A 23,289-nucleotide genomic window follows, 5' to 3' on the forward strand; every position below is an offset into this window, starting at 1 on the left:
TTCATCTGTTGCGTGCGGGGTGGCTCCCCGAGGCGACAGGGCAACAAAAAACCCTCGCTTGGCTGAGCGAGGGCTGTTTGTGCCACCGAAGGTGAGCGCGTCTAACTTGGCTCCCTTTATCGGTGGTGCGGCAGCGAAAGTCAATCTCGAAAGCGTGCTTTCGGGAGCGATGGCGCTTGGCCTCGCGGGACCGACGAAGGGAGGTCCGCATGACCACTTCCATAGGCGCCGTGCTGCGTAGCACCGGCCTCGCCACGATCGACCGCGCCTTGCTTGCGCGTGCCGAAAAACCGCGCGTCAAAGTCTGGGCCGGCAGCATCGCCGTAGGCCACGAGAAGCGGGCGAAGGCCTACACGCCGATCCGCAATGCTCGCCAGATGCGCGAGATGATCGAAGCCGCAAAGCTCTACGAGCGGCAGACGCTCGCGCAGCGGCGGACAACCACGCCGCGCATTCGTAACGGTGCGATCGGACAGGCCGGCATCCAGATTATCGAGTTCCTGGCCCGCGTCATCGACTATAGCACCGGCGCGTTGTTCCCCAGCCTTCACACCATCATGGAGGGAACCGGCCTCAGCAAAAATTGCGTCGTTCAGGCGCTTTCGCGCCTCAAAGAGGCGCGCATTATCGACTGGTTCCGGCGCTACGAGCCGGTTCCCGATCACGAAGCGCAAGGCGCTGGCCCGCGCATCAAGCAGGCCACGAACGCCTATCGCTTCCTCTTCCCCGCCTTCCTCTCCAAAATCTTCGCCGCTCGCCGCCGTCGCGGCATCGCGGCTGACCCAGCCCCCGCTTGCGAACAGTATCGCCAGATCGAGGCGGCGCGCGACATGGAGCGCATGAGGGATCAGCTGCCCCTATGGGAGCTAACCCGCGAAGAGCGGGACAAGCGCGAGCTGGCCGATATTCTCGCCAGCTTGGGCGAAGCGATTGAGGCCAAAGAACGTGAGTCATTCGCAAGTGAAGATAACCGGCGGAGATATTTATATTGAATGGCCCTAGTCGGGCCATGCGCGATATTGGCATATATCCCGACCGTTTGCCCGCCTCCGTGAAATGTGTATAAATCCCAATGTCGGGATACCGTTGACGAAAGAAGTTCGATGCAGATGGACGTCGAAGCACGCGCACGTCAGATCGTAGCGGATATGGGCGGCCACTGGCGCGGCTCATATGGCATGGTTTGCTGCCCAGCCCACAACGACCGCAATCCGTCGCTCCAAGTCACCCCCGGCAAGAAGGCCGTCCTGTTCAAATGTTGGGCCGGTTGCAGCCAGGAAGCCGTATGGTCCGCGCTCAACAGCCGCAAAATCAATCGTCACACCAGCGGCGAGACGGTCGATCGCGCGCCCGAACCGTCGCGCCGGAAGCTCGCCCTGCACCTATGGGATTCCGCCGTGCCGATCGCAGGCACCGCGGCTGAACGCTACCTGCGTTCGCGCGCGATCGACCCGGTCGGCCTCAAGGTCCGCTTTGCTCCGCGTTGCATCGTTGGCCCGCCCGACGCCCGCGAAGAGCATCCTGCCCTTCTCGTGCCGTTCGAGGCCGACGAAGGCATAATCGCCGTGCAGCGGATCTTGCTCGATCCAGCAACGGGCGAGAAACGCTACCATGCGGCGTTGCGCGAGGCGAAGTTGACACTCGGCCTGGTCCGACACGCCGCGATGCGGATCGGCGGCCAGCCAACCGGCGATGTTCTGCGCCTCGCGGAAGGCTTCGAGGAAGCCGTTTCCGTCACCCAGCTTAGTGACGGAAAATTCAAGGTGTGGGGCGCTGGCGGCATTCGCCGCTATGGCCTGATCGCGATTCCGGAACGCATCCGCAAAATCGTCATCTACTCGCAACACGGCCAGGAAGCTGCACAGGCCATAGAGGACGCGCGCGACCATCTCACCGCCAACGACCGCGAACTGAAAATCATCCTCCCGCCGGCCCCGGCGCCGATGGACTGGAACGACATTCTTCAGGAGAGAGCCAGGTGCTGATCCGAGGTTTCAAAAAATGGCCGCGAAATCAGCAAATCGCGTTGCCAATTCTCTCTGTTTTCGCCTTCGGTGCGCTGTTCAATCAGATGCAAGCAAGGAATAGCGAGCCAGTTTCGATCCACGTCGAGAACCCGCGCATTATCGACGGCGATACGCTCGAAACGCTCGATAAAAAGCGGGTGCGGTTGTCGGGAATCGATGCGCCGGATGAGGACGGTAAGGGCAATGTGCCCAAGATCGCAGCGCAGCTCTATTTGGAAGAGCTGGTGAAGCAAAATGGCGGCATGGATTGCACGAGCGATTTTCAGGACGAAAAGCTGACGATCGAGCCGATATGCAACACGCGGCGGACAAGCTGGGGCCGGTCTAACCTGTCGTGCCGGTTTCGGTCGAATGGGGCATCTGTTTCGGCAACGATGGTGCGCCATGGATATGCCGTTGATTACAGGCAACATTCAGGGCTGGCCTATGCCCGTTTCATGAAAGATGCAGCCGACGAGCGGCGAGGCCTTTGGGGTGTCGATTACGAGGCGATGAGGAATCTGGCGATCGAGAGGGGCCAGTTGCCGAACAAGTGCAAATGATCGGAGCCGGGAACCTGCCCTATTCCACCCCACGGCTGCGCCGCGCGGCTCCACGGAGCCAGCAAAGCCGTCTCCGCCCATTCGGGTGACGGTCAGGGCTATAAGGGGTCCGGTGAGAGAATGTTCGAAAACGTACGCTAAGGGATCAGAGCGATTATAAGGGAAGATTAGCATGAATGATGCGATGCGAACGACGATGCAGGCCGCGCCCAGGCACAGTGCATCGCCGCGCGTCGAGGCAATCGCGGCATGGCTGATCGCCGCGCTCATTCTCGCAGGCGGCGGTATCGTTGCACGCCTGATCGTCGATTATCCGCGGCTCCTGCCGAACAGCTATATCGGCTTCCTTATCTACCGCGCTGGACCCACGATTGCGCTGCTATGGGCCTGTGCCGGCGCTGCGATCGCGATCAATGCCGCGACGACACGCCTGATGCTCTTGTCCGCATTGTGCGGATCAATCGTTGCGGTTCTCGCTCTCGCCATTCTCTAGCCGCTAAATGTGCGGCCCTGGGCCGCGCCTTGCCGGTGGTGGCAGCTGCCACCGGGGGGGGAACACCAAGGGCACCCGCCCTTTCGTTCCCGAAGCATAATCGACAGGACCGGGTTGCTCGACAAGTTCGGCCTGTTCCGGCGCGCTCACGCGCGACGGGGCCTCCCTAGTCGCGCCGCCCGCACCACTCCCATCGATTTTGCTTCCCCCTCCCCATCCCGCGCTTCGCCAGCGGGTCAGAGCCGCAGGCCGCAGGCAGCGGCTTCGCCTAAAGGAGTGAAAAATGACCATCCAGACCATCCAACTGAACAAGCTGGCGCTTTCCGACCTCAACGTGCGGAAGGTGAAGCCCAAGGAAATCGAAGCCCTCGCAGCCGACATTCAGGCGCGGGGCGTGCTGCAAAACCTGATCGGCTATGATGAGGACGGCAAGATCAAGATTTGCGCTGGAGGGCGGCGCTACCGGGCCTTGAAGCTGTTGCAGAAGGCAAAGACCATCCCCGGCACTTTCGAGGTTCCCGTTGAAATCCGCAGCAAGGACGAGGCGCTGGAAATCTCTCTTGCCGAGAACGCGCAGCGTGAGGACATGCACCCCGCCGATGCCATCGCCGCCTATCGGGCGATCATCGACAGCGGCAAAGACGTTGACGATGTTGCAGCATCGTTCGGCGTCTCCCCCCGCCTATGTCCGCCGCGTGTTGAAGCTGGCGGCGCTGCACCCGACCATTCTCAAAGCCTTCCAGAAAGACGAAATCGGCATGGGCGCGGCGCAGGCTTTCGCGCTGACAGACGATCAGGACCGCCAGCTTGAGGTTTTCAAGCGCACCGGCGACAACGCCCACCAAATCCGCGCCATGCTCACCCAGGAGAAGGTTGCCGATACCGACAAGCATTTTCGCATTGTAGGCGAGGAAGCCTATTGCGCCGCAGGCGGCACCTTCACCACCGATCTTTTCGGAGAACGTCGCTATTGCGATGATGCGGGCCTTGTCATGGACCTTGTGCAAGATCGGCTCGACGCCATCGCCAAGGCGGCGCGCGAAGATGGCTGGCGCGATGCAGAAGGGCAGCTCTACCGGCCTGATTCCTACTGGATGCGCGGCCATCTGGAACCCGCTGGCGAGCGCCATCCGACCGAGGAAGAAACCGCGCAGCTGGTCGAGATCGAGGCGGCAATCGCCAAGCGGGAAAGCGAGGTGGACGAGGACGAGCACGACTATGACGACGAGTTGCGCGCCCTGACCCGCAAGCAGGACGCTATCGTATCGGCTTGCCGCGTCTTCACCGCCGAGCAGAAGGCCGAGCACTCGCTTATCGTCTTCATCGGGCATGACGGTATCGAACAGGTTGCGTTCACGCGCAGCGCCAAGGGCACCGCCGCCGATGGCCCCAAGCCTCCCCGGCCCGACTACTCGCAGAAGGTCATGGATCAGCTGGGCGGCATCCGCACGATGGCGGTTCGGGAAGCCCTTGCCAGCGACCCGGAGCTGGCGCTGGACGTGCTCTTGACGGGCCTATTGGGGCAGGTTCGCGGCAACTCCTATTCGTGGCAACAAGCCGCCGAAATCACCGCCGAGAAGAACCGCTTCCATGTTGACGAGGCGATCATGGGCCATTCCACGATTGCCGACATTGACGAAATCGCGGGGGCCGATCTTGCCCGCTTGGCCGAGACACCCACGCTGGACGACATGCGCCAGATGGACAGCGAAGCGAAATTGCGGCTGCTGGCCTACTGCGTGGCCTCGCAGATCACGAGCCTTTCGTTCCATAGCGACCGCGACCGCCAGCTGGCGCAGATCGTCGGGGCCGCGCAGATCGACATGGCCGACAAGTGGGAACCCAATCAGGTATTCTATGACCAGCTTAGCAAGGCCACGCTCTTGAAGCTGCTGGCCGAAGGTTGCGGCAACGACGCCGCAGAGAATTGCCAGACCATGAAGCGCTCTGATCTTGCCGTGACGGTCAACGAGCGCCTTGCGGGGCGGCGCATCCTGCCCCCCCGCCCTTCGACCCTCTGCCTTGCCCGATGCCGCTGATAGCGAAAGCCAAGCGGCATGACGGCATGGGGAGCGCGCTTCACTCCCGCGCTCCCCGCAAACTTGCAGGGCGGTGGCAGCTGCCACCGCACCCATTTTACAGAACGCAGCCGGTAAAATCGGCCGCGTATAATGAGCGGCCAGGGCCGCGCGTTGCCGGTGGTGGCAGCTGCCACCGGGGGAACACCAAGGGCACCCGCCCTTTCGTTCCCGAAGCATAATCGACAGGACCGGGTTGCACGCCAAGTTCGGCCAGTTCCGGCGCGCGCGAGCGCCGGAGCCTCCCTAGCCGTGCCGCCCGCACCACTCCCATCGATTTTGCTTCCCCCCTCCCCATCCCGCGCTTCGCCAGCGGGTCAGAGCCGCAGGCCGCAGGCAGCGGCTTCGCCTAAAGGAGTGAAAAATGGCTAAGGAAACGAACCGGATCGACATTTATCAGGCCGTCACCGACGACATTCTTGCGATGCTGGAAGCGGGCACCAAGCCGTGGGTGAAGCCGTGGAGCGGTGGGCCGACCATTCCGCTCCGGCACAATGGGGTCGCCTATCGTGGGATCAACGTCCTCAGCCTTTGGGCCAGCGCTATGCGTCAGGGCTTCGCCTCGCCCTATTGGCTGACCTTCAAACAGGCGTTGGAGCTGGGCGGCAATGTCAGGAAGGGCAGCAAGGGAACCACCATTGTCTATGCCAACAAGCTTGTCGTGAAAGACTCCGAGACGGACAACGAGCGCGCCATTCCGTTCTTGAAACGATACACGGTTTTCAATGCCGATCAGGTCGAAGGACTGGACGGCAAATATCCCGCGCCCGCCCCGATCATCACCAATCCCGAAACCCGCGACGTTGAGCTTGAAGTGATGTTCTCTCGCATCGACGCAACCGTTCGCATCGGCGGATCGCAAGCCTATTACCACACCCGCGACGACTATATCCAAATGCCCGCTTTTGAAGCGTTCCATTCCGCCGACGACTACTATGCCACGCTTGCGCATGAGGCCGTGCATCATGCAGGGCATGAAAGCCGCCTCAACCGAAAAACCCTGATTTCAACGAGCCGCGCCGACTATGCGAGGGACGAACTCGTGGCCGAGCTGGGCGCATCCTTCATCGGCGCGATTGTCGGTTTCAAGGTCGAGGAACGCGAAGACCATGCCGCGTATATCGAGCACTGGTTGACCGCGCTCCGCAACGACAAGCGCGCCATTTTTGAGGCAGCCCGCGAGGCGCAGAACGCCGCCGACTACCTGTTGGCGATGATGACCGACCAAGCGGATTGAATGCCCCGCCCCGCAAAATGCACGAGACGCCGCGCTTGCGCGGCGTCTCATTTCAGGAAAGTGAAATATGGGGGGCTACTCAATGTGGTTTATATACAAATCCCGACATGTTAACTATGGGCGGGAGCAGGTCGTTTTTAGGTGCAAAATGGAAAATATCATCGACACCTACAGGAATCGCATCAAGGCGATGGGGTATGAGCCGCGTCGGCAGGAAGACATTCCTGACGTGATGGCAGCTTATTGCGAAGCAATCGCAAATTGCAAGATTGAAGGACTTGAATTGGTTTCGGATGACCACTCTTTTTGTTTGCTGTTGGTCGAAACCCAAATTCCCGTCGATGTGGCGATTGGTCTGGCGCAGGACTACAACCGTGATGTTCTGTCCCGCCAGAAACTTGCTGCATGATTGGTGAGCGACCCTTACACCTGGCGTAACAGCGACGTTCTTCGGAACAAGCTGGGAATCCGCGACGATAATATTCTCAAGGAGCGAGAAGCTTTCTTCTCGGTTGTCCGGCATGGCGAGCTGATTGTGCAGCGCGCCATGCCGGCGACGAATGCGCGCGAGTATCGCGAACTGCACAATCATCTGTTTCAGGATGTATATGATTGGGCGGGGCGCTTTCGGACTGTGGACATAAGCAAACCCGGCAGCACTTTTGCGCGAGCGCACTTCATTGCCCGCAGCATGGAGCACGAATTTAAGCAGCTGCCCGACCTCCAAACCCTCAAGTCGATGGATCGTGATCGCTTTGCCGATACCATGGGACGGCATATCTCCGAATTAAATGCCGTTCATCCGTTCCGTGAGGGCAATGGTCGTACCATGCGGCTGCACTTGCAGCTACATTCCCTTGCGGCCGAAAAATTCGTCTCGATCCAGGCAATGGGGCCGAAGGACTGGATGGAGGCGAGCCGCGATAGCTTCCATACCGGAAATCACGCCTCCCTCGCCAAAGTTATCCGTGATGCCATGCCCCTCGAACAGAGCCGCGTCGAGCCAGCGCGCGGGCCAGCGGGCATCGCGTTTCCGCCCTCGATGGAATCTCTCATGCCAGCTGGCGAACGGCGCGCTATGAGCATCGAGCAAGCCAAGGATCAGATCAGCCGTTACTTACCTACTGCGCAAACCGTTGCGTCGCGGCAGTATGAGCAGCTTAACCGGATCGCGGAAACGTCCGCTGACATGCGCCAGCTAGCCGCCCGTTCTGCGCAGGAACTCGCCTTTTTCCGTGATCCCAAAGGGCCGATGCACCACCTTCAACTGATCGAACAGCGCCGCTATCATCAAATCGAAGTCAGTTGGTCCGAGGGCATGGACCCGCTGCAACGAGTCCGCGCCATCAGCGCGGGCACTGCTGATTTCCTTTCGAAAATGACCGACCGCGACATTCAGGCCGCCGATCGCGTGCTACGTCTGCAAGTCATGCCTCCCGGCGTCAGTCAGGTTGATCTACGCCTTGCCGCGCAATTCGAGAAAAACTCGCCTGAGCAGAACCGGGCCGATGCCAGGTTCGCGCAATTCCAGCTGGCCATTGATAAGCGCGTCGCCACAGCTACCGAGCGCGGCGCATCGAAGGAACAGCTGGCGCAGATCGTCGAAAGCGCAAAGGTGCATGTCGCCGCAACATTGCGCGAAGGCAAATCACCGACACAGGCGGCCGAGAAATCAAAGGACCGCGAGCGCTGAAAATGAGCGGCCAGGGCCGCGCGCCTAGTAGTCTGTCAGCTGCCACATAGGATCGAGCGGCCCAGGGCCGCGCCCCGTCAGTGGTGGCAGTTGCCACCGGGGGGAACACCAAGGGCACCCGCCCTTTCGTTCCCGAAGCATAATCGACAGGACCGGGTTGCTCGACAAGTTCGGCCAGTTCCGGCGCGCTCGCGCGCGCCGGGGCCTCCCTAGACGCGCCGCCCGCACCACTCCCATCGATTTTGCTTCCCCCCTCCCCATCCCGCGCTTCGCCAGCGGGTCAGAGCCGCAGGCCGCAGGCAGCGGCTTCGCCTAAAGGAGTGAGGAAAATGGAAGCGACAACTGACCAGATCGCCACCATCGCGGCGCTGAACGACATTGCGCGGCGAACGATGGGTGTGACTTGTCGCACCGTGATTACGCAAGGCATCGCGGCGCTGGACGAGAACACGCAGTCCGACATTCTCAAGATGATCGTAAGCGCCGACGGAAGGCGGCGTTGACGTAGGGCTATTTGGGTTTCCGCGGACGCGGCGCCCATTTCTTGGCGAGTGCCGCGAAGCGAGCGTGGATCACCGCGATGTTCGGCTGAGCGTGACTGTCATGGTCATCGCCAAGGGCTTCCAACGCCTCCTCGTGGTATTCATGCGCCGGATCGGTGAGCGCCTCCAGCTTTTCGGCATACCCCCACGGACCACCCGAGTCTTCCGGCGGTCGCATCCCGGTAGCTTCCAGCAGGCGGGGATAGCTTCCTTGTGGATCAGCCGGGGCGATACCCTGGATTTTGACGCTGTGCTCCCATCCATCGCCGAAGTCGTAGAGGTAGTGGAAGGTCTTGCCGCGCATTCCCTCCAACGCCTCAGCGAGGGTCGTCTTTCGAGCATCAAGCGGGCCACCAAAGCCGTAGGACGGATCAGGGATGCCGAAGCCCGTGCGCCCGAAGGTCAGCTCCCACAGATGGCTATCCGTCCATCCCAACGCTTCCTGGAAGGTAGTATGCAAACGATCGAGCCGGATGCCGAGCGGCACTTCGATCGTGCGGCTCACGGCCGGTGTCACGTCATCCATATTGATCGTCAAGCGCACGACGAAGGCGTTGCTCAAGCAGCTTGCTCCAGGTTCTGGATCGCTCTTGCGGCCTGCCAGTTCCACGGCAGGAGTTCGTCGATCCGGTTGATCGGATGGCTGCCGATACGCTCGATCACGTCGGTGAACCAGGCTTCGGGCTCCACGCCGTTCAGGCGGCATGTTTCGGCAAGCGAGTAAAACAGCGCCGAGGCATCTCCGCCTTTGGTGGACCCGACGAACATCCAGTTGCGGCGCCCCAGAGCAACGCCGCGCAGGGCATTTTCGACCAGGTTGTTGCTGATCTCAAGCAGGCCATTTTCGCAATAGCGAACCATCGCCGCCCAGCGGTTGAGGGGATAGCGACATGCCTTCGCCAAGGCGCTATCCGAAGACAATCCCTGCATCTGGGCTTGCAGCCATGGCCGCAAGGCAGCCAGCTTCGGGAGGGCCAGTTGCTGGCGAACCCGGCGTCGCTCATCGGGCGGCGCTCCCTTGATATCCCGTTCGATCGCGAACAATTCGCTGATCCTCACGACCGCTTCAGCCGCTACCGGCGATGGGTTCTTTTCAAGTATATCGGTGAACTTGCGCCGCGCGTGCGCCCAGCAGCCCACCTCGATCACGCCGCGCGGTGCCTTCGTCTTGGGGTCATGATATAGCGCATTGTAGCCCGCATAGCCGTCCGCCTGAAGGTATCCGCGGTAACCGGCAAGGTGGGCCGCCGGATGCTTACCGCCGCGCCCGGTCGTGAAGCGGAACGCCACGGCAGGCGGGCTCATGTCCCCGCTTGAGCGGCTGTCGCGCAGATAGACCCAGAAGTAGGCGGTATGGCTACCGTCTTCGCCCTGAAGCAGGGTCACTGGGGTCTCGTCGCCGTGTATCTTTGGAGCTTCGAGGATGTGGGCGAGCAACCGTTCGCCGAGCGGTGCCATCAACCAGGCCAACTTACGGGACCAGCGGCCCATCACATCGCGATCGATCTCCACCCCTTGGCGGCGCAGGATCACCGACTGGCGATGCCAGGGCTGATGATCGACGAAGCGGCTGACGACGAGGTGCGCGAGTAATGCGCTGCTTGCCATCACCTTGGGCAACGGCAGATCGATGGCCGGCGCCTGGCGGATCGTTTCGCATGAGCGACAAGCGATGCGAGGGCGAACATGACGCAGGACACGGAAGCAGGCGGGCACGTAATCCAGCACTTCACTGACGTCTTCGCAGATGACGGTCTCTTTGCCACCGCAGCCGCATGGCTCCGGAAGATGCTGCGTCGTCTGGCGCGGGATATGTGGTGGGATCGGCGCCCGAGTTCCGGCTTTGCGCGTCGGTTTCGCACCTGACGCCATAGTAGCGTCATCATTGGCCGGCGCCGGGGCATCGACATCCTCGAACATCAGGCGCAACTGCGCGATGTCCATTTTCTCGGAGCTGCGCCCGAACTGGACGCGCAACAGCCGGGCAAGACGGTGCTCCAGCTTTTCGATCGTCAGGCCCTGAGCTTTGACGGTCTGCTTTGCTGCCCCCAGTTCGGCCCGCTCCAACTCCATGACCTCAGCTATCTCCCGCAGCATTTTCTGCAGGAGAACGGGGTCTGTCGGGAGGCGATCAAGGTCGAACCGCATGCCCCGGACTATAGCGCAAGCGGCATTTCCCGCCTACATAAAACGGCAGTTTTCCGAGCTTTTATCGCTCATGCGAGGGTCGGCACGAGCACCTCGTCGTGAACAATCGCCTGCCGCCAATCCAGTCCCTCGATCAGCATCGCCAACTGCGCGGCCGAGAGCCGCGCTGCTCCCCCGTCCTGGGTTCTGGGCCATACGAACTTTCTGCGCTCGAGGCGTTTTGCATAAAGACAAAGTCCTGATCCGTCCCAGACCAAGGCCTTCAATCTATCGCCTCTTTTACCGCGGAACAGGAAAACGGCGCCAGAGAAAGGATCGAGCTGGAGGATATTGCGCACCTGCGCGGACAGTCCATCAAAGCCCTTGCGCATGTCGCACGGCGCCAGCGACAGATAGATCTTCGCCGACGGCGGCAGCGTCAGGCTCAACGTTCAAGCTCCCCGATAACCTCGAGCGCCAATCTCAACGCTTCTTTGTCGACCAGCCCGTCGATCGACACGGTAAAGCCGCCGCTGCGCCGGATTTCGATCCGGCCGGGGTCGGATGGCGTGGTCAGCGGTTCGGCGGGCGTCAGTTCGACAGGCACGAACCCGGCCATCGCGCCGCGGAGCAATTGCTTGCGCCAGGTGTAGAGCTGACCGGTCCCGATCCCGTACCGACGCGCGACCACCGCCATGATGGCGCCCGGCTGCGTGGTCTCCTTCAGGATCGCCAGCTTCTCCTCGTCGCTCCAGTGCCGACGCCGCTCCACTCGTACGACCGCTCCGCCATCCCGGCGAGCACTCATACGAGGCTCTTTTGACTGCTCGATATCCACTCGCAAGGCCTCCATGTGCCCCGCGAAATTCACCCCTCTCTCGATCCACACAAGGCCGGGTTCCGTCGGCGCTTACAGATGATCGAGGGCTTTGAGGATTTCACACCCGACAACGACCCGCACGGCGAGCATGACGCCGGTTTCCTTTATCGTGATGTGATCGGCCAATGGCATACCCGCTGGACTGACGACAGCACGCGCCCAGCCCTCTCGGTCATGTGGAAGTTCGACTATTAGGCCCAGTCGGCCCGAAGCTGCGATTTTGGCCAGGTTGAAGAACGAACACTGAACGCTTGATTGATTCTACCAGGACCGTTGCTGACCACCGACCTCGTAGATATCGGCTTCCATGGAGCAATTGTAGCTCTCTGCGATGTTGAACATCTCGGAGAGGAGGCTTTGGATTTCCTCATCAAGGGAAATGCCATCCGGATCGGGGTCATAGGCGACGGTCAGTTTGTAATCACAATTGCCGTTTTTTACCATGGCGTAGTCGCGTTCCAGCATCGCCTCAATCCGCTCCCGAGCGGGTTTTCTACCTCTTCCACGCTTGTTGAAGTTCTCGATAATCAGATGCAGGGCGATGCTGGCAGTGGGCGGCTTTTCCGGCAGTTTGGTCTGTGACGGAATAATGTCGAGCGCCCGATAGACGGTCATTCGTGAGACCTTCAGGTCGCGGGCAACGCGGGCCTTGCTGGCGCCGGCGGCAAGGCGACGGCGGATTTCATCGTCATCGACGTTCTTCTTCCGGCCTTTGTAAACGCCTTCGGCGCGCGCCGCTTCGATCCCGGCGCGCTGACGATCCTTGATGAACTTCAGCTCCATATCGGCGACCATGCCGAGTATGGTGATGACCATTCGCCCCATGTCGCCCGCCGTCGTCACCTCTGGCTCAAGGATGCGCAGCGAAGCTCCCTTTTCATCAAGCTCATGCACCAGGTTCAGGACATCGCGCGTGGAGCGGCCGAGCCGGTCGAGCCGCAGCACGACCAGCTCGTCGCCGGTGTGCATAAACTGCATGATCGTTTCCAGTTCCGTGCGCCCGCTCCGCGAGGCCCCCGATCCGGTCTCGGAACGGATAATTTCGCAACCTGCATTCTTGAGGCGGCCAATCTGGATATCCAGATCCTGGTCCGTGGTGCTGACGCGGGCATATCCGATACGAGCCAAGTGCAAAATCCGTCACATTAGGGTGGCTCTTGCAGTGTATCGTCACATTGAGCGCAAACCCACCCTTTTGTGACAGACGAATGGTGTCACTCGGCCCTATCACTCTGGGGTGTACCCAAATGTTATAGGCCGATCAGCCGCCTCACGCTGCAAGCCGTCCAAAATCAATCCGGTCGTTCAGGTCGAGGTCGAAGCGGCCATAAGGGTTCACATGACTGTAGATCAACGGCGTGAGACCACGATAATCTTCCGGCGTCATCCGCCCCGCCCACTTCGGCTCAACCAGTACGGTCTGAAGCATGCGGGTGTTCACATAACCGGCTATCTCGCCAGCCTCGACACCGAGTTGCTCGGCCAGGTACGAGAGGCCATCGGTAGGGATTGAGCCGGGATCGATCGCGAAAAACCCCAGGGAAGCGAAGAATTTCAGCTGCGCGGCGAGGCCAAGGCGCGTCAGGGCCGGCTTCGAATTTACAAAATCAATATCGGCAAAGCTCAGGCTCCATCGTCCGATCAAATCCCCGCCCGGAATACTCCGATCCATCAACCCACTCCCTATGATGGAGCGAACTGTCCTCTTCTATGATTTCCATCGTCAATACCGAATGCCACGTTCCCAAAACGTTCTCCGACTTGGCCAAAATCGCAGCTTGGGGCCGACTGGGCCTTGAAGGAGAATGACGATCTGGAAATTGCCGCCACGCGGGTCGCTGAAGCGCGCGCGCAACTGGCGGCCGCGCGTGGCGCACAACTCCCTGTCCTTCAAGCAGCAGGCGCGGGCGGACGGACCCGTAGCGTCAATCCGTTCGGGATGGATGTGAAACAATGGGCGGCGCAAGGCGAACTGCAGACATCGTTCGATCTCGACCTGTTTGGACGCCTCGCAAACAGCACTGCCGCAGCGCGCGCAAGCCTTCTTGCTACCGTCTACAGCCGCGACACGGTCAGGCTCGCTGTCGTGACGGCCGTCGCCAGCACCTATATTCAGCTTCGGACGGCTGACGCCCGCCTGGATATTCTCAAGCGAACGCTCGGCGCGCGCAGCGATACGCTCAGGCTTATCCGCCGGCGCGCCGAAGCCGGCTATGGATCGCAACTCGACTTCGCCCAGGCTGAGGCGGAATATGAGGCCACGGCGCAGGCCATACCGCCGGTCGAACTGGCGATAGCCAGGCTGGAGAACGGTTTGAGCATTCTGCTTGGCCGAGCGCCCGCGCCGATTGCGCGGGGGAAGAGCCTTGACGAGATCACTCTGCCCGTCGTGCCCGTCCAATTGCCCGCGGCGATCCTGCGCCGACGGCCCGACCTCGCGGCATCGGAACAGCAGATCGTCGCTGCCGACCATGCCCTCGATGTGGCCCGCGCCGCCTTCATGCCCAACATCAGCCTGTCGGCGTCAGGCGGCTTCGTCTCTTCCTCGCTGCTCCCGGACGATCCGCTGTCCATCTATTCGCTGGGTAGCAGCATCCTTGCGCCCATCTTCAACGGCGGCCGTATCAAGGCGCAAGCCGATGGTGCCGCCGCACGTCGGGATCAGGCAGCCTTCGCCTATCGCCGGGCCGCCTTGACGGCCTTCCGTGAGGTCGAGGACGGCATGGCATCGATCCAGCGGTTGGGCGAACAGGAAGCAGCGCTCTCGCGGCAGCGCGGTGCGCTCGCCCGTACACAGTCGCTCGCCTTTCGGCGATATAAGGAAGGCTATTCGCCCTATCTAGAGCAGCTCGACGCCGAACGCAGCCTCTTGTCGTCGGACCTGGCTCTCGTTCAGAATCGCAGCGACCGGTTGATCGCGGCAATCTCCCTCTATCAGGCGCTCGGCGGCGGTTGGCAGCCATCGCCGACGTCCGAGTGGCGATAGATGGCCCGCCTTCTCCTATTTCTCCTGTTCGTGACCTTCGTCATCACTGGATCTTTAGCCGTGAAATCCTGTTCGGATCGAGGCCGTCCGCCATCGACGCCCTCCACTGGGGATGGCTCTGCGCTGGTCGCTCTGCGCGATGGCTCGACGATGATGGCGCAGCAAGGAAGCATTGGCCGCCAACTGGTCGACTGGCTCGCGGCGCGTGGACCGGGCGAGAAAACTTTCGAACTGGGCGGGCAGGAGTTTGTGGGACGCTCCGCCACGCCCACACCGGAATCGATCGGCCGGGTTTCCCGCCTGGTCGCGATGCTGCGCGCCAACACGGACGTCCGGGTTACGATCATCGGCCATACGGACCCATCGGGCGATAAGGAGGCTGACCATGCGCTCGGCATCGCGCGTGCGGAAGCGCTGGCACAACGCCTGCGCGAAGGAGGCGTATCGAAGGGCCGCATCGCGACGGACAGCAAAGGTTCGGCCGACCCGATCGCGTCCAACGACACCGCACAGAGTCGCTCAAAGAACCAGCGTGTCAGCCTGATCCTGAGCCGCAAGGAGTAGCATGGACGGATCGGGATCCATCCTCACCGCCATGGTGGGCCTGGCCGGTGCCGCGCTCGGCGGCTTCGGGTCGTTCATGACGTCCTGGCTCACGGTCCGCGCCCAAATCTCGCAGAAGATCAAATCCGAAGCCCGTAGCCGACGCGAGGACGTCTATACCGACTTCATAAAGGAAGCCACGAGGCTGTTCGGCGACGCCCTCGGCCACGAGCGTGAAGACGTGTCCGATCTTGTGCCATTATATGCGCTGGTCGCCAAAATGCGCCTGATTGCGCCCAATGACGTGATCGAGCGCGCCGAACTTGTTCTCGATGCCATCGTCAGCGCCTATCTGGGGCCGAACCGCACGCTCCATGAACTGCGGCAATTTGCAAGAGAGGGCGGGATGGACCCGCTTCGTCAATTTAGTGAGACGTGTCGCACCGAGCTCAAACGCTTCGGCGACGCGTAACCATCCTGCGCCACGACAGTTTTCAAATGGCGGTCCGGTCTGAGCGTTCCCAGCCATGTTTTTCAAAGCTTGAACGAACAGTCATCACGCTCGCGGCGCATCCACGGGAGTGGCCTCGTCCTGAAGGGCGAATGGCCCGGTTCCTTTGGAAGCTGCACTATCGCTCAGAGGTGAAACCTCTCGCCAACCCGCGTCTGGAGGCCCTGCGATTGCTGGCGTCCTGCTTCCATTCCGGTCGCGTTTCTGAGGCACCCGGCAGCGTCGAAGAGCATTTTGTGAGAGCGGGTTGGCTACCGGGCGACATCGCCGCTGTTCGCTCGGCTGTCTTCGTCCACTGGACAGCATCGGCCAGTGCTCCCTCTCTTGCTAACAGCAGCTCACTGCCCCGGTAACGGATGGAGGACTACGTAAGTATAGACGATCCATGCCCCCTAACGAGGTGCGTATGACCGGCCTGAAGACCGCTGCCCTTTTGCTGGCTCTTTCCATTCCCGGGATCTCTTTCGGGGCATCGGCTGACGGTGGCGGAGGGGTGTGGCGCAATCCGCAAAACAGCGTTCATGTCGAAGTGCGGCATTGCGGCACGGGGATGTGCGGAACGGTGGTGTGGGCCAATGAGAAAGCCATCGCGGACGCCGGGCGCGGCGGCACAGAAAAGCTCATCGGGCTGCAATTGTTCAGAGATTTTGTTCAGGATCGCAAAGGCGTTTGGCATGGACGCGTCTTTGTACCGGACCTTGGTAAGACATTGTCAGGCACCGTGGAAGCGCTGGACCAAAGCACCCGCCGCGGCGCAGGCTGCCTTCTGGGGCGGATCGCCTGCAAGTCCCAGGACTGGGTTCGGGTCAGATAGAATCCGCCCGGCGTCCACAGGGCGAGGAAACAGTCTTTACGCAGTGCCGCACGCTGCATCATCAGGATTTGTAGGCCACGCAGGGAGGCGACGATGAGCGAAAATCATGTCTGCCGGTCCTGTCCGGTGCGGGACCGTGCGCTTTGCGTAAGCCTTGCCGACGAGGAACTGTGCGGGCTCAGATTGATCGCCCGGAAACGCCAGGTCACGCGCAACCAGATTGTCTGCTGGGCAGGCGAAGAGGCGCTGATCTGCGCGAACGTCGTAACAGGAATGTTCAAGGTCTGCGCCAGCGCCGCTGACGGCCGCGATCAGATCGTGGGTCTCCTGCATGCCGGTGATTTCATTGGAAATCCCTCTCCATCGACAAACAGATTCACCATCACCGCGCTCACCGATTCCACTATCTGCGTAATTCCACGACAACTCCTCGAAAATTTCATGAGCGCACATGCCAAGATGGAGAGGTTGCTCCTGGATCGGACACACGCATCATTGGAGGATGCGCGGTTACGGATATTGTTGCTGGCCAACCGATCCGCCGAAGCGCGCATTGCAACCTTCCTGCTCGACCTGACATCTCGATCAATTGATGGCGATTGCACAACGATCAGGCGAGAGAGGCAGATTTTCAACCTTGGCCTCTCGCGAGGACAGCTCGCCGAGATCCTCGGCCTCTCCAGCGAAACGGTAAGCCGCGGACTCAGCCGTCTTAAAGACAATGGTCTTATCGCCCTCCCAGGTGGCCGCACGATTGCCATTCTCGATAAAAGCGCATTGACCGTGCTTGCGGGAGCAAGCTGACCCCTCCCAATATGGGATGCACAGCGGTCCGTAGGCCGACTGCCTCAATCCTCATCGAGCAATCCGCTTTTCCGAAAAACTGTCTCGCTCTGACGTGAGACCGGTCGTCGTTCAATGCAGGACCACCGGCGCTCCTGCAATCAATGTCCCGTGCGGTCAGCACAGTACATGATCCAGATCATGCAAGTCGATGCGCAGCGGCAATGCGCCGCGCGTGCGCGCGCCTCACTATGCCAACCCACAGCTCCCCGGCCGGCCATCCATCGAGATGGCGCGAGGCGCCATTGGCTGCCGGCAAATATGATGGAAAACGCATGAACATAGGTTCGATCAAGCGACTTCGGATAGCCGGCTTGCACCCCACTCGCAGATTCTCGACGGGATTTGGCCTGCTGGCCGCCCTCCTGCTCGTCTTCGGAATGATAGGCCCATCGCTCGCATGGGGCGCGGCCAGCACCACGTCAGTCCCTGGCGGCTATGAACGATGGCTTGGTGCGCTAGAAGGCAAGGAGGGGACCAGATCGGGAGGTGCGATCCTGTACGACCTGACCTTCAAGTCCGATGGCACCGTGGCCATTGAAAAGTCAGAGGGCGTACACCTCATCAAGGATCGCGCATCCTGGTCGGACGGCGGAAACAAAACTTTCAAGATTGCCGGAGGGCAAGGCGCGATTCCCGAGATCGACGGGTCTGTCTTCGCTCACCCGGATGAGCGCCATCTGTCGACCAGACTAGCGCGTGGTCCAACCCTGAGCCTGCGCCCGTCTGTCGCATGGATCACCTGGCTCCACTTCGGTTTCTTTGTCCTCGTCGTGATATTCCTCGGAAACGAGCTTGCTCGTCGCTCCAAGGCGGCAGCCTATACCCTCTTCCTCATACTCCCGGTCGTCCTGTTGCCGCTGTGGCTCCATTCCGACTTCGACACCGTGTTTCGATGGGTGAAGCTATATTCAGCAATAGCGGGCGCAGCCCTGTTCACGCTGTTTCGATTTCATGGGCTCCACCGCTATAACTGGATCAAGATCCTCGTCGCGGCCGTCCTGGCGGTGAATATCGCCGAAGCTGTCAGTCAGGACGTCGCCTCGGGCGCACTGGCGAACCTTCTCAACGCAGCGGCCGGCGTCCTCAATATCGTGACGATACATCGTTGGCTCGGCATCCACCGCGACGATGAGGCCCCCCATGACATGCTGTGGCCGGGCATGACCGTGGGGTGGATCATCGCCTATGACATCTGGAACATCACGTTCGTCTACCTGAATTTCCCGAACACCGTATTCTTCACGGCTGCAATCGTCATCGCGCCCACGATCGCAGCGATCTTTGTGAAGCGAGGCACCTGGATGCAGGCCCGCGCCTACACATTGGCGATCTACATGATGTATATCTTCAGCTTCGAAGTGCTGCTTAGCCGCGACATCGGGCTTCAGCTATCATTGCCGTTCCCGCGTAGTGAAGGCATCGCCCTTGCGGCCGCTCTTCTCAGTCTCGGCTTCAATCTCGGATACGCACTGCTTCATTTTCGCTGGCGCCTTACCGGGCGAGCTCCCGCAAACATCGAGGTCGGCCAAAGCGAGAGCGTCATCTAACGGCGCCTACGACGCACCTCAGCAGCTAAGGAACCTTCCATGCCTCGACCATCCATGTTGCATGCCGTCTCCCTGTGCGCCGCTATGTGGCTGGCGTCACCCGCAGCAGCGCAGGAAGTTGTATCGAGCGATGCGACAGCCGCCAATGATGCCAACAGCCCGCTCACGCCGACGATCATGCTAAGCGTGCACAACTACTATATTCCCTCGCTCAATGAGCTGCCCGATCGCGACGCGGACGTCACCCTTTTCCGTGGCCTCCTGCCCCACATGACGCTTGGCAAACCCCAGCTTCTCCGCTTCACTCTTCCGGTGTCGACCACGCCAACGTTCCCGACCGGAAGCAAAACCGGCGTCGGCGACCTTTTGCTCATGGACCTGGTGATGTTTCCTGGCAAATCGGTTTCCCTCGGCGTGGGTCCAGTCGTGGTTGCACCCACAGCCAGCAGCGCGCGGTTCGGAGCCGGTAAGTGGCAGCTCGGTGCCTCGGGCGCAGTCGTCGCACCACAAAAATGGGGCCTGCTCGGTGGGTTGGCCATCTATCAGCAATCCGTTGCTGGCGACGATGACCGCCGGGATGTTCGCCTGCTGACGGTTCAACCGATCGCGTTCTACAATCTGTCAAAAGGACTGTATCTGCGATCAAGCGGCATCTGGAATTTCGATCTTAAATCGGGCGATCATTATCTTCCCGTCGGCGCGGGCATCGGCAAGATATGGGCACTCTCGAAGAAGGTCCGGCTCAACACCTTCGTCGAGCCGCAATATTCTGTGATCCACAAGGGAATAGCCGCGCCCAAATGGCAGATCTACGCCGGCTTCAATGTCCAAATTGCGGCCAGGTGATTTTGCACGCTAACCAACGGAACGAAACCCGAGGTGCGACCCGGCTTTCGACGCAAGGGATCTGCTTTATATCTTAAGTTTGATGGCGTTGATGTTGAACTGATCGTCCCGCTCACTCGTGTCGACGATGGCGACTATCTGAGTGTTCATGCCGGCGCCGCCCTTCCCAACCCGAAAAGCCCAAAATTCATCACCGAGCGGTAAATTCGGCCGCACTAGGTCGCGGGGCGCGCCTCACTCAACGCGCGTGACAGGACGCTGCCAGCGGAACGCGGAAAGGAGCCCGTCCAATGCGCTCTCCGCCTCCCGCGCCCGACCTGCGGGATAGGCTGACGCCAAGCGCCCGTCCCAGAAGCCGAAGTCCACGGTTGTCAGGCTGAAGCGCCAGGAATGATCCCCTCGCTCGCCCGCAAATACTCCGCGGTATCCCGGAATATCCGGCTGTCCACCGATCGAAAACCTGGTCTCCGACAAGACCGAAACCGCAGAAAAATGTGACATGGCGACCGACTTCATGATGGTGTAATGCTCTGCAGCCGTCATATCCACCAGATGGACGATCGCTATCCGAACGATGATCTGGTCGTCCTGGCCGATCTGTCGTTCATATCCGATCGCGACATATTCGCCGCTCGGATCTGACCCGCGTTCCTTCATCCGTGTGAACCCTGCAACCTGTGCTGGAAAGCGAAACCCACTGGCCGTGTGGATCAGCACGTCGGCATCGGGTGTGAAGCCGAGAGGTACTTCTGTAGGAATAGTTGTAGCGGTCTCGGGGATTAGAGCAAGAAGCGCACCCGGTATGCTACACAATCCTACAGTGAAGATCCCCAATACGGCGCACCGAGCAATCCTCGAAACACTCACATCTTCTCCCTTACGGTGAGAAGTATCACGACCCACAGTATCACCACGGACACGATCGCTGCCGCTACGTCCAGATTGTGGTCGACCATGCAGCTTTCTCACGCGCACTTTCCCGAGCTGGAAAATTATACCTTGTGATTCTCTCTCCTATGCTCGCGCAGGCACCCTTCAAATCGGTAAGGTTACGGATCTTCCCGGGAGGGCGGAGAGCGCTTTGAACGCCGCGCTGGCGATCGGGTGGCTGGCGCGCAGATAAGTATATCACCCGATATTTGGCCGCGGAGGAGCGCCGTAGATCTAGTGCGCATCCAATGCTGATGCCGAACCGCCAGATGCTCGAACGTGGGCAGCTACAGGAGATGATCCGATGACCTATGCTACGCTGATGGTCCACCTCGAACTCGGCAAGCCGAACGCCGATCTACTCCAGATTACGGCCAACCTCGCCCAGCGATTTCAAGCGAGCGTGATCGGCATCGCGGCATGCCAGCCAATCCAGTATGTCTATGGCGACGGCTTCATTTCCGGCCAGGTGATGGAACAGAATCGCGATGAGATTCAACGGGAGGCCGACGCCGCCGAAACGGAATTCCGGGCGGTGCTCGGCGGCAGAGTCTCCGGTCTCGACTGGCGATTTGCGATCACCGGGGCATCGATTGCCGACTATATCGGCGAAGAGGCCCGCAGCGCGGATCTTCTGATCACCAAACCGGATCGGGGCGGCTCGATGCTCGACCGTACGCGCAACGTCGACATGGGCGATCTGATCATCCGCGCCGGCCGGCCCGTTCTTCTCGTCCCTGCCGGCGCGACCAGACTGACGCCTGACCGCGTTATGATCGCATGGAAAGATAGCCGCGAGGCGAGGCGGGCTACGCTCGACGCCCTGCCCTTCCTTGAAATGGCATCGCGTGTCACGCTCGTCGAGATCGCCGCGGAAGATGAGATGGCGGGGGCGGGCAAGCGGCTCGATGATGTCTCCAGCTGGCTCAAGCGCCATGGTATCGCGGCCGAACCGTTCGTGGTGCGTGCCACAGGTGATGATGCGTCCGCGATCGAAGCAGTTGCGCGGGAGCAGTCCGCCGACGTGATCGTTGCCGGCGCCTACGGCCATAGCCGGCTGCGCGAATGGGTGTTGGGCGGAGTGACCGCCGATCTCCTTCTCGCTTCCAACCGGTGCGCGCTCCTCGCCCATTGATGACAAAGCTTGCAAAGGTCTGACATCGCCATGCAGGCAATGGTGCTGAAAGAGCTCGGCCGCCCCCTTGTCTGGACGGACCTTCCGGACCGCTCGCCGGGACCGGGAGAGATTCGTGTCAAAGTGTCGGCATGCGCCGTCTGCCGGACCGATCTCCACGTAGTCGACGGCGATCTACCCAACCCCGTCCTTCCCGTCATTCCTGGTCACGAAATTGTCGGCCGGATCGATGCGCTCGGTGAGGGCGTGGAGGGTTTGCAGTTGGGAGAGCGGGTCGGTATCCCCTGGCTTGGCCATAGTTGCGGAGCCTGTTCCTATTGTGCGGCGGGGCGCGAAAACCTTTGCGACCACCCCCTCTTCACCGGTTTCACGCGCGATGGCGGCTTTGCGACGGCCGCGATCGCCGACGCGCGCTACGCGTTTCCACTCGGCGAGAACGGCGACGATGTGTCATTGGCCCCTCTTCTCTGCGCCGGCCTGATCGGCTGGCGCTCGCTGGTCATGGCCGGCGAAGGTCATCGTGTCGGGCTCTACGGCTTTGGCGCTGCCGCGCACATCGTCGCACAGGTGGCAGGATGGCAAGGCCGATCCGTTTTTGCGTTCACCCGCCCCGGCGATGTCACCACGCAGGGCTTCGCCCGATCCCTCGGCGTCACCTGGGCTGGCGGCTCAGACGAACAGCCGCCCCAGCCGCTCGATGCGGCCATCATCTATGCAACCTCGGGCGAACTCGTCCCCGCTGCCCTACGAGCCCTCCGCAAAGGAGGGCGCGTCGTCTGCGCCGGCATCCACATGAGCGAAATTCCAGGCTTCCCCCTATGATCTGCTATGGGGAGAGCGGCAGATCATGTCGGTCGCGAACCTGACGCGCCAGGATGGTCTCGACTTCCTCGGGCTGGCGCCGAGAATCGGCATCGTCACGCATACGAACCGCTATCGACTCGATCAGGCCAATCAGGCGCTGAGCGACCTTAGAGCAGGACGGTTCGAGGGCGCCGCCGTCCTCGTCCCATAGCGTGCCCGGGCCGGATCCCGGCCGGCCCGGCTACCCGTGATCGCCCACTCGCGGACGACCGGGCCGCTTTGAGGAATTTAAGCGACCGTGATTTCGTTGCGCACATCGGTCACGCCAGGCGCGGCCCAGGCGGTTGCAGCAGCCACCTGCCTGTCATGGGGCGATGTGACCGTACCCGCCAGAACGACCTTGCCATCGTGGGCGCTCACCGAGACCGTCTTTGGATCGAAGAACCACGATCGATGCAGCGCATGCATGATCTCGTCATCGATATTGCTGGCGTCGACCTTGCGCTTGATAGCGACCTATCGGATATCCCGATAACTCCGTGCAGCCGCAGGAGCGCATACCTCGAGTTATCCTTCTGATAGTGCCAGTCGACTTCGCCGGTCAACGTGATCCATCCCTTCTCGACCTGGACCGTGATGGCGTCGCGCGGCATAAAGACATCCTAGGCGTGAACCGCCCCGGATTTTCCGGAAGCTTCAACGCCTGAG

At 61.0% G+C, this 23,289-nt stretch carries 28 protein-coding genes and 2 pseudogenes; 21 read left to right on the forward strand and 9 right to left on the reverse strand.

Features of this window, described 5'->3' with window-relative positions; all coding sequences use genetic code 11:
* Positions 1–176 precede the first annotated feature (176 nt).
* From KRR38_RS35410 to KRR38_RS35450, 10 genes are all read left to right on the forward strand, one after another.
* Positions 177–992, forward strand: a complete 816-nt coding sequence (locus tag KRR38_RS35410) for a replication initiation protein (protein ID WP_254515958.1) — start codon at positions 177–179, stop codon at positions 990–992.
* A gap of 156 nt (positions 993–1,148) precedes the next feature.
* Positions 1,149–1,985, forward strand: a complete 837-nt coding sequence (locus KRR38_RS35415) for a toprim domain-containing protein (protein ID WP_254515959.1) — start codon at positions 1,149–1,151, stop codon at positions 1,983–1,985.
* Positions 1,979–2,569 (forward strand): thermonuclease family protein, encoded by a 591-nt coding sequence (locus KRR38_RS35420; protein ID WP_020819817.1) that lies wholly within the window; start codon positions 1,979–1,981, stop codon positions 2,567–2,569. Before KRR38_RS35415 ends, KRR38_RS35420 begins: the two co-directional genes overlap by 7 nt.
* Before the next feature lie 172 nt (positions 2,570–2,741).
* Positions 2,742–3,062, forward strand: a complete 321-nt coding sequence (locus tag KRR38_RS35425; protein ID WP_020819818.1) for a hypothetical protein — start codon at positions 2,742–2,744, stop codon at positions 3,060–3,062.
* Positions 3,063–3,345: 283 nt separating this feature from the next.
* Entirely contained in the window at positions 3,346–3,873 is a 528-nt protein-coding gene (locus tag KRR38_RS36895; RefSeq protein ID WP_254515960.1) for a ParB/Srx family N-terminal domain-containing protein, read from the forward strand.
* Positions 3,821–5,101 carry a plasmid stabilization protein gene (locus tag KRR38_RS35430; RefSeq protein WP_254515961.1) on the forward strand — a complete coding sequence of 427 codons (1,281 nt, stop codon included), beginning with the start codon at positions 3,821–3,823 and terminating at the stop codon, positions 5,099–5,101. Before KRR38_RS36895 ends, KRR38_RS35430 begins: the two co-directional genes overlap by 53 nt.
* Positions 5,102–5,504: 403 nt before the next feature.
* Positions 5,505–6,377 (forward strand): ArdC family protein, encoded by an 873-nt coding sequence (locus KRR38_RS35435; RefSeq protein ID WP_059153607.1) that lies wholly within the window; start codon positions 5,505–5,507, stop codon positions 6,375–6,377.
* Positions 6,378–6,525: 148 nt separating this feature from the next.
* A complete protein-coding gene (locus KRR38_RS35440; RefSeq protein ID WP_022684640.1) occupies positions 6,526–6,786 on the forward strand; it encodes a hypothetical protein in 261 nt (86 codons plus the stop codon).
* A 3-nt stretch (positions 6,787–6,789) separates the two neighbouring features.
* Positions 6,790–8,070 (forward strand): Fic family protein, encoded by a 1,281-nt coding sequence (locus KRR38_RS35445; RefSeq protein ID WP_188084365.1) that lies wholly within the window; start codon positions 6,790–6,792, stop codon positions 8,068–8,070.
* Positions 8,071–8,399: 329 nt separating this feature from the next.
* Positions 8,400–8,573 (forward strand): hypothetical protein, encoded by a 174-nt coding sequence (locus KRR38_RS35450; protein WP_217408426.1) that lies wholly within the window; start codon positions 8,400–8,402, stop codon positions 8,571–8,573.
* Between the two features lie 7 nt (positions 8,574–8,580).
* Here KRR38_RS35450 and KRR38_RS35455 read toward each other — a convergent pair whose 3' ends face one another.
* From KRR38_RS35455 to KRR38_RS35470, 4 genes are all read right to left on the reverse strand, one after another.
* Positions 8,581–9,174: a plasmid pRiA4b ORF-3 family protein gene (locus KRR38_RS35455; protein ID WP_217408403.1), complete on the reverse strand. Its 594-nt coding sequence runs from the start codon at positions 9,172–9,174 to the stop codon at positions 8,581–8,583.
* A complete protein-coding gene (locus tag KRR38_RS35460) occupies positions 9,171–10,760 on the reverse strand; it encodes an IS66 family transposase (RefSeq protein WP_217408404.1) in 1,590 nt (529 codons plus the stop codon). The genes KRR38_RS35455 and KRR38_RS35460 overlap by 4 nt, the downstream gene beginning before the upstream one ends.
* Positions 10,761–10,828: 68 nt before the next feature.
* Complete coding sequence (gene tnpB / locus KRR38_RS35465; RefSeq protein WP_375293512.1) at positions 10,829–11,188, reverse strand: IS66 family insertion sequence element accessory protein TnpB; 360 nt, start codon at positions 11,186–11,188, stop codon at positions 10,829–10,831.
* The gene (locus KRR38_RS35470; protein ID WP_217408405.1) at positions 11,185–11,577 is read right to left on the reverse strand and encodes a transposase; all 393 of its coding nucleotides are present in this window, start codon (positions 11,575–11,577) and stop codon (positions 11,185–11,187) included. The genes tnpB and KRR38_RS35470 overlap by 4 nt, the downstream gene beginning before the upstream one ends.
* A 78-nt stretch (positions 11,578–11,655) precedes the next feature.
* Here KRR38_RS35470 and KRR38_RS35475 point away from each other — a divergent pair, with 78 nt between their 5' ends.
* Complete coding sequence (locus KRR38_RS35475; RefSeq protein ID WP_254515962.1) at positions 11,656–11,814, forward strand: DUF3768 domain-containing protein; 159 nt, start codon at positions 11,656–11,658, stop codon at positions 11,812–11,814.
* Positions 11,815–11,880: 66 nt separating this feature from the next.
* Here the strand turns inward: KRR38_RS35475 and KRR38_RS35480 are convergent, their stop codons facing one another.
* The 3 genes and pseudogenes from KRR38_RS35480 to KRR38_RS38190 all read right to left on the reverse strand — a co-directional run.
* The gene (locus KRR38_RS35480) at positions 11,881–12,747 is read right to left on the reverse strand and encodes a recombinase family protein (RefSeq protein ID WP_006953933.1); all 867 of its coding nucleotides are present in this window, start codon (positions 12,745–12,747) and stop codon (positions 11,881–11,883) included.
* Positions 12,748–12,889: 142 nt separating this feature from the next.
* Positions 12,890–13,063: pseudogene (locus KRR38_RS38185) on the reverse strand (Tn3 family transposase); the annotation flags it as partial.
* Positions 13,064–13,066: 3 nt separating this feature from the next.
* Positions 13,067–13,291: pseudogene (locus KRR38_RS38190) on the reverse strand (DUF4158 domain-containing protein); the annotation flags it as partial.
* A 123-nt stretch (positions 13,292–13,414) separates the two neighbouring features.
* Between KRR38_RS38190 and KRR38_RS35490 the strand changes: the two are divergent.
* From KRR38_RS35490 to KRR38_RS35520, 7 genes are all read left to right on the forward strand, one after another.
* A complete protein-coding gene (locus KRR38_RS35490) occupies positions 13,415–14,605 on the forward strand; it encodes an efflux transporter outer membrane subunit (protein WP_254515963.1) in 1,191 nt (396 codons plus the stop codon).
* Complete coding sequence (locus tag KRR38_RS35495) at positions 14,606–15,169, forward strand: OmpA family protein (RefSeq protein WP_217408406.1); 564 nt, start codon at positions 14,606–14,608, stop codon at positions 15,167–15,169.
* 1 nt (position 15,170) lies between these two features.
* On the forward strand, positions 15,171–15,620 hold the full coding sequence (locus KRR38_RS35500; protein WP_217408407.1) for a hypothetical protein: 450 nt from the start codon (positions 15,171–15,173) through the stop codon (positions 15,618–15,620).
* Positions 15,621–16,065: 445 nt separating this feature from the next.
* Positions 16,066–16,473, forward strand: coding sequence for a DUF2147 domain-containing protein (locus KRR38_RS35505; RefSeq protein WP_217408408.1), 408 nt, complete (start codon positions 16,066–16,068; stop codon positions 16,471–16,473).
* A 93-nt stretch (positions 16,474–16,566) separates the two neighbouring features.
* A complete protein-coding gene (locus tag KRR38_RS35510; protein ID WP_217408409.1) occupies positions 16,567–17,277 on the forward strand; it encodes a Crp/Fnr family transcriptional regulator in 711 nt (236 codons plus the stop codon).
* Between the two features lie 314 nt (positions 17,278–17,591).
* Positions 17,592–18,866 (forward strand): DUF5692 family protein, encoded by a 1,275-nt coding sequence (locus tag KRR38_RS35515; protein ID WP_217408410.1) that lies wholly within the window; start codon positions 17,592–17,594, stop codon positions 18,864–18,866.
* Positions 18,867–18,905: 39 nt separating this feature from the next.
* Positions 18,906–19,712 (forward strand): hypothetical protein, encoded by an 807-nt coding sequence (locus KRR38_RS35520; protein WP_217408411.1) that lies wholly within the window; start codon positions 18,906–18,908, stop codon positions 19,710–19,712.
* 234 nt (positions 19,713–19,946) lie between these two features.
* Here KRR38_RS35520 and KRR38_RS35525 read toward each other — a convergent pair whose 3' ends face one another.
* Positions 19,947–20,429 (reverse strand): hypothetical protein, encoded by a 483-nt coding sequence (locus tag KRR38_RS35525; protein WP_234002716.1) that lies wholly within the window; start codon positions 20,427–20,429, stop codon positions 19,947–19,949.
* A gap of 517 nt (positions 20,430–20,946) precedes the next feature.
* Here KRR38_RS35525 and KRR38_RS35530 point away from each other — a divergent pair.
* The 3 genes from KRR38_RS35530 to KRR38_RS38195 are packed head-to-tail and all read left to right on the forward strand — an operon-like array spanning position 20,947 to position 22,792.
* The gene (locus KRR38_RS35530) at positions 20,947–21,777 is read left to right on the forward strand and encodes a universal stress protein (protein WP_104960463.1); all 831 of its coding nucleotides are present in this window, start codon (positions 20,947–20,949) and stop codon (positions 21,775–21,777) included.
* A 30-nt stretch (positions 21,778–21,807) separates the two neighbouring features.
* The gene (locus KRR38_RS35535) at positions 21,808–22,599 is read left to right on the forward strand and encodes an alcohol dehydrogenase catalytic domain-containing protein (protein ID WP_375293513.1); all 792 of its coding nucleotides are present in this window, start codon (positions 21,808–21,810) and stop codon (positions 22,597–22,599) included.
* Positions 22,600–22,624: 25 nt separating this feature from the next.
* Complete coding sequence (locus KRR38_RS38195) at positions 22,625–22,792, forward strand: hypothetical protein (RefSeq protein WP_375293511.1); 168 nt, start codon at positions 22,625–22,627, stop codon at positions 22,790–22,792.
* A gap of 77 nt (positions 22,793–22,869) precedes the next feature.
* Here the strand turns inward: KRR38_RS38195 and KRR38_RS35540 are convergent, their stop codons facing one another.
* Complete coding sequence (locus tag KRR38_RS35540) at positions 22,870–23,049, reverse strand: BON domain-containing protein (protein WP_217408401.1); 180 nt, start codon at positions 23,047–23,049, stop codon at positions 22,870–22,872.
* Positions 23,050–23,289 lie beyond the last annotated feature (240 nt).

Origin of the sequence: Novosphingobium sp. G106 (genome assembly GCF_019075875.1) — a bacterium.
GTDB lineage: Bacteria > Pseudomonadota > Alphaproteobacteria > Sphingomonadales > Sphingomonadaceae > Novosphingobium.

Excerpts from the sequence above, each read along its gene's own strand:
- KRR38_RS35415 (WP_254515959.1), top strand. The coding sequence starts at position 1,149 with ATGGGCGGCCACTGGCGCGGCTCATATGGCATGGTTTGCTGCCCAGCC.
- KRR38_RS35425 (WP_020819818.1), top strand. The coding sequence starts at position 2,742 with ATGAATGATGCGATGCGAACGACGATGCAGGCCGCGCCCAGGCACAGT.
- KRR38_RS36895 (WP_254515960.1), top strand. The coding sequence starts at position 3,346 with ATGACCATCCAGACCATCCAACTGAACAAGCTGGCGCTTTCCGACCTC.
- KRR38_RS35430 (WP_254515961.1), top strand. The coding sequence starts at position 3,821 with ATGGGCGCGGCGCAGGCTTTCGCGCTGACAGACGATCAGGACCGCCAG.
- KRR38_RS35435 (WP_059153607.1), top strand. The coding sequence starts at position 5,505 with ATGGCTAAGGAAACGAACCGGATCGACATTTATCAGGCCGTCACCGAC.
- KRR38_RS35440 (WP_022684640.1), top strand. The coding sequence starts at position 6,526 with ATGGAAAATATCATCGACACCTACAGGAATCGCATCAAGGCGATGGGG.
- KRR38_RS35450 (WP_217408426.1), top strand. The coding sequence starts at position 8,400 with ATGGAAGCGACAACTGACCAGATCGCCACCATCGCGGCGCTGAACGAC.
- KRR38_RS35460 (WP_217408404.1), bottom strand. The coding sequence starts at position 10,760 with ATGCGGTTCGACCTTGATCGCCTCCCGACAGACCCCGTTCTCCTGCAG.
- KRR38_RS35475 (WP_254515962.1), top strand. The coding sequence starts at position 11,656 with ATGATCGAGGGCTTTGAGGATTTCACACCCGACAACGACCCGCACGGC.
- KRR38_RS35495 (WP_217408406.1), top strand. The coding sequence starts at position 14,606 with ATGGCCCGCCTTCTCCTATTTCTCCTGTTCGTGACCTTCGTCATCACT.
- KRR38_RS35500 (WP_217408407.1), top strand. The coding sequence starts at position 15,171 with ATGGACGGATCGGGATCCATCCTCACCGCCATGGTGGGCCTGGCCGGT.
- KRR38_RS35505 (WP_217408408.1), top strand. The coding sequence starts at position 16,066 with ATGACCGGCCTGAAGACCGCTGCCCTTTTGCTGGCTCTTTCCATTCCC.
- KRR38_RS35510 (WP_217408409.1), top strand. The coding sequence starts at position 16,567 with ATGAGCGAAAATCATGTCTGCCGGTCCTGTCCGGTGCGGGACCGTGCG.
- KRR38_RS35515 (WP_217408410.1), top strand. The coding sequence starts at position 17,592 with ATGAACATAGGTTCGATCAAGCGACTTCGGATAGCCGGCTTGCACCCC.
- KRR38_RS35520 (WP_217408411.1), top strand. The coding sequence starts at position 18,906 with ATGCCTCGACCATCCATGTTGCATGCCGTCTCCCTGTGCGCCGCTATG.
- KRR38_RS35530 (WP_104960463.1), top strand. The coding sequence starts at position 20,947 with ATGACCTATGCTACGCTGATGGTCCACCTCGAACTCGGCAAGCCGAAC.
- KRR38_RS35535 (WP_375293513.1), top strand. The coding sequence starts at position 21,808 with ATGCAGGCAATGGTGCTGAAAGAGCTCGGCCGCCCCCTTGTCTGGACG.
- KRR38_RS38195 (WP_375293511.1), top strand. The coding sequence starts at position 22,625 with ATGTCGGTCGCGAACCTGACGCGCCAGGATGGTCTCGACTTCCTCGGG.
- KRR38_RS35540 (WP_217408401.1), bottom strand. The coding sequence starts at position 23,049 with ATGCATGCGCTGCATCGATCGTGGTTCTTCGATCCAAAGACGGTCTCG.